The 6,095-nt window shown below is 68.5% G+C and carries 6 protein-coding genes and 1 pseudogene; 4 read left to right on the forward strand and 3 right to left on the reverse strand.

Annotated elements, in window-relative coordinates:
* Nucleotides 1–9 precede the first annotated feature (9 nt).
* Nucleotides 10–1,401 (forward strand): WS/DGAT domain-containing protein, encoded by a 1,392-nt coding sequence (locus ACR2JI_RS07470; RefSeq protein ID WP_526389450.1) that lies wholly within the window; start codon nt 10–12, stop codon nt 1,399–1,401.
* 14 nt (nt 1,402–1,415) lie between these two features.
* Here ACR2JI_RS07470 and dapE read toward each other — a convergent pair whose 3' ends face one another.
* Complete coding sequence (gene dapE / locus ACR2JI_RS07475; protein WP_526389451.1) at nt 1,416–2,483, reverse strand: succinyl-diaminopimelate desuccinylase; 1,068 nt, start codon at nt 2,481–2,483, stop codon at nt 1,416–1,418.
* 31 nt (nt 2,484–2,514) lie between these two features.
* Here dapE and dapD point away from each other — a divergent pair, with 31 nt between their 5' ends.
* A complete protein-coding gene (dapD, locus tag ACR2JI_RS07480; protein ID WP_526389457.1) occupies nt 2,515–3,468 on the forward strand; it encodes a 2,3,4,5-tetrahydropyridine-2,6-dicarboxylate N-succinyltransferase in 954 nt (317 codons plus the stop codon).
* Nucleotides 3,469–3,472: 4 nt separating this feature from the next.
* On the opposite strand, the gene ACR2JI_RS07485 is transcribed toward dapD, so the two are convergent.
* Nucleotides 3,473–3,823 carry a VOC family protein gene (locus ACR2JI_RS07485; protein ID WP_526389452.1) on the reverse strand — a complete coding sequence of 117 codons (351 nt, stop codon included), beginning with the start codon at nt 3,821–3,823 and terminating at the stop codon, nt 3,473–3,475.
* Nucleotides 3,814–5,220, reverse strand: a complete 1,407-nt coding sequence (locus ACR2JI_RS07490; RefSeq protein ID WP_526389453.1) for an AMP-binding protein — start codon at nt 5,218–5,220, stop codon at nt 3,814–3,816. Before ACR2JI_RS07490 ends, ACR2JI_RS07485 begins: the two co-directional genes overlap by 10 nt.
* A 111-nt stretch (nt 5,221–5,331) precedes the next feature.
* On the opposite strand from ACR2JI_RS07490, the gene ACR2JI_RS07495 reads away from it, so the two are divergent.
* Together ACR2JI_RS07495 and ACR2JI_RS07500 are read left to right on the forward strand one after the other, a co-directional pair.
* Nucleotides 5,332–5,832 carry an Rv2253 family sensor-like surface protein gene (locus tag ACR2JI_RS07495; RefSeq protein ID WP_526389454.1) on the forward strand — a complete coding sequence of 167 codons (501 nt, stop codon included), beginning with the start codon at nt 5,332–5,334 and terminating at the stop codon, nt 5,830–5,832.
* Nucleotides 5,833–5,942: 110 nt separating this feature from the next.
* Nucleotides 5,943–6,095: pseudogene (locus ACR2JI_RS07500) on the forward strand (MspA family porin); the annotation flags it as partial.

The raw sequence follows: 6,095 nt of genomic DNA on the forward strand, positions 1-6,095 counted from the left end.
GGAGCGAGCGTGGATCGAGAGCGACTGGGCGTCCAAGACGCCCTCTGGCTGCAGATGGACCGCCCCACCAACCCGATGGTGGCCGAAGTGGTGATCTGGACCGCCACACCGGTGGATCTCGACCGGTTGCGCTCGGCACTCGCGGAGCGCTTCGTCGACCGCTACCCGGTGTTCTCCAGCCGCCCGGCCCGTGACGACTCCGGCTCCTGGTGGGAGCCCGACCCCGGCTTCGACCTGGATCAGCATATCGAGACGGCGACACTGGCCGACGCCGACAATCAGGCGGACCTGCAGCAGCTGATCGCGGCTCGCCGCGTGTGCATGCTGCACCAGGGCCGGCCGCTGTGGCAGGTGATCCTCGTTGAGAAATACCGTACGGGGAGCGCGCTGGTCTTCCGTAGCCATCACGCCATCGCCGATGGGATGCGGATCGTGCAGGTGGCGATGAGCCTGTTCGACGCAACGCCGGAGGGTGGAGCGATCCTTGCGCCGCCGCCTGCGCAGCACGCAGCTCGTCCCAGGCCGGAGGCAGGTGAGTCCCTGCTGCGCGGGGCGACGCGGCTGGGCCGCCTAACGCTGCGCGACCCGCTGCGCGCTTTGCGCACCACGATGGCCGGCGTACGCCAGGGGCTGATCCGAATGGTCTCCGCCGCACCCGGTTTCGTCGATACCGCGCGCAAGTTGGCCTTCGGCCCCCGTAACAGCGCCACGATCTGGACCGGCGCCGCCGGCCCGGAGAAGGGCATCGCATGGTCGGATTCTCTGCCGCTGGCCGCGGTCAAGACGGTGGCAAAGGCCAACCACTGCACCGTCAACGATGTGCTCACCGCCGCCGTGGCCGGCGCGCTCCAGGAGTACCTGCGATCGAGGGGCGCCCTCTGCTCCTCGGTGGCGTTCATGGTTCCGGTGAACCTCAAACCCCTCGATCTCACGATGCCCGCACGTCTCGGCAACGAGTTCGCCCTGGTCCAACTGGAACTGCCCACCGCCTCGCGCGACGGCGGCGCGGTGCTGGCGACGGTCAAGCGGCGGATGGACCGCATCAAGAAGGGCCACGAAGCAGCGATCGCCTTCCTGTTGCAGAGGGCCATCGCCGGGGTGAGTCGCGGACTCTACGAGGCATCGGTGGACCTGTTCACCAATCGCACCACGGGCGTACTGACCAACGTGCCGGGACCGCCGATCCCCGTCTATCTGGCCGGTGCGCTGGTGGAGACCATCATCGGTTGGGCGCCGGTCTCCGGTAACCAGCCGATGAGCTTCAGTATCTGCAGTTACAACGGTCGGGTGACGGTCGGAATCGCCGTCGACACCCGACTGGTTCCGGATTATCAGATGATCGCGGGCGGGTTCACGGCTGCCTTCGACAGGATCGCCGCCGCCACCCCGACCAGCCTCTAGGTGTACCCGGACAACTAGGGCAGGGTGACCAGGAAGCGGCGCAGCGTTTCGGTGACCGCCGTGATCTGCGCGACCGCCACGCGTTCGTCACGACGGTGGGCCAGATTCGGGTCACCGGGGCCGTAGTTGACCGCGGGGACGCCGCGTGCGGCGAACCGCGCGACGTCGGTCCAGCCGTACTTGGCCCGCACCAGGCCGTCGGCCGCGGCCACCAGGGCGGCTGAGGCCGGATGGTGCAGACCGGGCATCGCACCCGGGGCGACGTCGGTCTGGTCCACCGTGACATCGAGACCGGCGACGACCTCACGCACGTGGGCCAGGGCCGCTGCGGGATCGCGGTCGGGGGCGAAGCGAAAGTTGACCGTCACCGACGCCGCATCGGGGATCACGTTGCCGGCCACCCCACCGTCGACCTGCACCGCCGAGAGTCCCTCACGGTAGGCGCAGCCGTCGATGTCCACGACACGGCCCTGGTAACCGGACAGCCGGTCGAGGACGGCGCCGAGTTTGTGAATCGCGTTGTCCCCCAGCCAGGATCGTGCCGAATGCGCCCGGGTTCCGGCTGTCGATATCACCGCGCGCAGAGTGCCCTGGCAGCCGGCCTCGATATAGCCGCCGGAGGGCTCGCCGAGGATGGCGACATCGGCGCACAGCCAGTCGGGGAGCTCACGCTCGATGCGGCCAAGGCCGTTGGCGGCGGCGTCGATCTCCTCGCAGTCATACAGCACCAGCGTCACATCGTGCGCCGGATCGGGGACGGTCGCGGCCAGGTGGAGGAACACCGCATCACCCGATTTCATATCGGAAGCGCCGCAACCGTAGATGTGGTCGGCGTCGCGATGGGACGGCAGATTATCGGCGATCGGCACGGTGTCGAGGTGGCCGGCCAGGATCACCCGGGTGGGCCGCCCGAGGTTCGTGCGAGCCAGCACCGCGTCACCGTTGCGCACCACCTCGAGGGGCGTCTGGGAGCGCAGCGCGGCCTCGACCTCGTCGGCGATCCGCCGCTCGTCGCGCGACACACTGGGGATGTCTATCAGGGCGGCGGTCAACTCGACCGGGTCAGCGTGGAGATCAAGCACAACTCCACAGGCTATAGCCGTGCTAGTACGGTTGGGTCCCGTGACTTCTGCTGCGGGATTCGGACTGGCCACCATCACCGCCGAGGGCACCGTCCTCGACGCCTGGTTCCCGGAGCCGGAATTGGGCGCCTACAGCCCGTCCGGCACCACCCGGCTGTCACCCGATGACGTTCCCGATGAGCTGGCCGCCCTGGCCGGGCCGGACCCCGATCGGGGCGTGGAGGTGGTCGCCGTCCGCACCGTCATCGCCGATCTGCAGGACAAGCCGGCCGACACCGCTGACGCCTACCTGCGGCTACACCTGATCTCGCACCGGCTGGTCGAACCGCACGGCCTGAACCTCGACGGCGTGTTCGGCGCGTTGCAGAACGTGGTGTGGACCAATTACGGGCCGTGCCGTATCGCAGGGTTCGAGGAGGTGCGGTTACGGCTGCGCCGGCGCGGCCCGGTGACGGTGTACGGGGTGGACAAGTTTCCCCGGATGGTCGACTACGTGGTGCCGACCGGCGTCCGTATCGCCGACGCTGACCGGGTCCGGCTGGGTGCTCATCTGGCGCCCGGCACCACCGTCATGCACGAGGGGTTCGTCAACTTCAACGCCGGGACATTGGGCGCCTCGATGGTGGAGGGCCGGATCTCGGCGGGTGTGGTGGTCGACGACGGCTCCGATATCGGCGGCGGCGCATCCATCATGGGCACCCTGTCCGGCGGCGGCACCGAGGTGATCTCGGTGGGCAAGCGCTGCCTACTGGGCGCCAACGCAGGGCTGGGCATCTCGCTGGGCGATGACTGCGTGATCGAGGCCGGGCTGTACGTCACCGCCGGCACCAAGGTTGTGATGGCTGACGGAGCGACGGTGAAGGCGCGCGAGCTGTCGGGGGCCGATAACCTTCTGTTCCGGCGCAATTCGCTGACCGGCGCGGTCGAGGTCGTCTCCCGCGATGGCAGAGGCATCACGCTGAATGAGGCGCTGCACGCCAACTAGCGGCTCACTCGGCGGCCAGCACGCAGAACTCGTTGCCCTCCGGATCTGCCAGCACCACCCAGGTTTGACCGCCCTGCCCGATGTCCACATGCCGGGCGCCCAGATCCACGAGGCGTTCGACCTCCGCGTGCTGGTCGGCCGGGATGAAGTCGAAGTGGATGCGATTCTTGACGGCCTTGCCCTCCGGCACCGGCAGGAACAACCAGTCGGGTCCCTCGCCGACGGGAGCGCGCAACAGCCACTCGCCGTCATCCTCTGCCGGCTCGACGGCCCAGCCGAGTGCCTGCGACCACCACCGGGCCAGCGCAGAGGTGTCGTTGGCATCGACGCAGATCTCGGCGAACCTCAGTCCCATGACAGCAGTTCCTTCTTCATCACCTTGCCCATGGCGTTGCGCGGCAGGGCGTCCACCAGTCGCACCTCACGCGGCCGCTTATGGATTGAAAGCTGTCGGGCGACAAAGTCGATCAGCTGATCCGGTCGTGCCTCACCGACGACGAACGCGACGATCCGCTGACCGAGATCCTCATCGGGCATCCCCACGACAGCCACCTCCTCGACACCGGGGTGGCCCAGCAGCACGGTCTCGATCTCGCCGGCACCGATCCGGTAGCCCCCCGACTTGATCAGGTCAACCGACTCACGGCCGACGATGCGGTGCATGCCACCGGCATCGATGACGGCGACGTCGCCGGTGCGGTACCAGCCCTCGTCAGCGAATGCCCCGGCGGTGGCGTCGGGGCGGTTGAGGTAACCGTCGAAGATGGTGGGGGTCCGAACCTGCAGTCCCCCAATGGTTTCGCCGTCGTGGGCGACCGTCGAGCCATCCTCGGCGATCAACCGAGTCTGCATATCGGCCAGCGGGAGGCCAACCCAGCCGGGCCGACGTTCTCCATCGGCACGGGTACTCACCGTGATCAGGGTCTCGGTGCAGCCGTAGCGCTCCACCGGTGCGTGACCGGTGAGCGCGTTGAGACCGTCGAACACCGGCACCGGCAGCGCCGCACTGCCCGATACAAGCAACCGCGCTGCGGCCAGCGCCCTTGCGGAGTCGGGTTCGGCCACCACACGTGACCAGACCGTCGGCACCCCGAAGTACAGCGTTCCCTGCGCTTGCGCGTACGCCTGCGGCGTCGGCCGCCCGGTGTGTACGAACCGGTTGCCCACCCGCAACGAGCCGAGCAGTCCGAGTACCAGTCCGTGGACGTGGAACAGCGGCAGACCGTGCACCAGGGTGTCATCGGGGGTCCACTCCCAAGCCGCTGCCAGTGCGTCGATATCGGCGGCCACCGCTGCGCGGCTGAGCACCGCGCCCTTGGGGGGACCGGTGGTTCCGGAGGTGTAGATCACCATCGCGGTGTCCCGCGGTCCAGGTTCGGCGTAGCGGTGCCAGGACCGGGCGTGCAGCCGGACCGGAACATGCGGCAGCCCGGCGGGATCATCGGGCAATTCGCCAAGCCAGGCCTGGGCGCCGGAGTCGGTGAGGATGTGCGCGCGCTCGGCGACCCCGACATCGGACGGGATTGGCACGAACGGCACGCCGGCGATCAGGCAGCCGGTGACCGCCAGGACCGTCGCCGGGGTGGGCGTCGCCAGCACGGCCACCCGATGCGCTCCGCCCACCCGCTCGGCCACCGAGGTCGCGGCACCGATCAGGTCACTGCGGGACAGCGTCACACCGCCGATACGCACGGCGTCTGCCAGGTCTGCGCCGGCGGCCACCGCGGCCGGGTTCAGGGAGGCCAGCAGCACCCCGCGAGGCTACCCCGACCCCTCGGCGCGTCGTGTTACAGATGCGACGTATGAGGTTTTTGGCCGGTACCCTCGGGTTATGACTGGTCAGGGCGCTAAGTGAGGGGAGCCATGCCCGCCGCAGCCAGAGCAGGCGCCCTGGCTGTGGTGTTGCTGGTCGGTGCCGCGGTGCTCAATCCGCCGGTGGCCGGTGCCGCGCCGCAGCCCTGGAGCGGCCGCTACCAGATGACCACCTACGCCTCGCAGAAGGCCGGAACGAGCCCGGCCAGCCGTCAGGCAGAGGGCGACTTCGGCGCCGTCTTCACCCTGGCCACCGCCTGCTCGTTCGACCGGTGCGTGGCCACCGTCGTCGACGGACCGGCCCCGGGCAATCCGACGATCCCGCAGCCGACCCGCTACACCTGGAACGGCAACGGCTGGGCGATCACCTATGACTGGCTGTGGGACTGCTACCTGGGCGCCGGCAACCAGAAGCAATGGGCGCATGCCACCTCGTTCACCGTCTACACCCCCCAGGCGGACGGATCATTGCGCGGCACCTGGCACACCGATATCGCCGAGGGGCCCTGCCGGGGCAATGTGGTCATGCCGGTGGCGGCGGTCCCGGCCTGAACCTGGCCGACCGAACCGGACCTAAATTTCAAATTCAGCCCGGTAACGGTGTGATCTGTGTTACCGATGAGCAAGCTGTCATGTTTAATTCGCCGGTTTAAGGGGCGCCCATGAAGATCGTCGGTCGCGCAGTGGTTGCGCTCTCACTCGCCTTCGCGGCGTTGTTCGCAGGCGCGGGTTCCTCGCAGGCGGCGTTGGACAATCAGATGTCTCTGGTGGACGGCAAGGGTCGCACGATGACGATCCAGCAGTGGGACACCTTC

Origin of the sequence: Mycobacterium sp. (assembly GCF_051006775.1) — a bacterium.
GTDB lineage: Bacteria > Actinomycetota > Actinomycetes > Mycobacteriales > Mycobacteriaceae > Mycobacterium.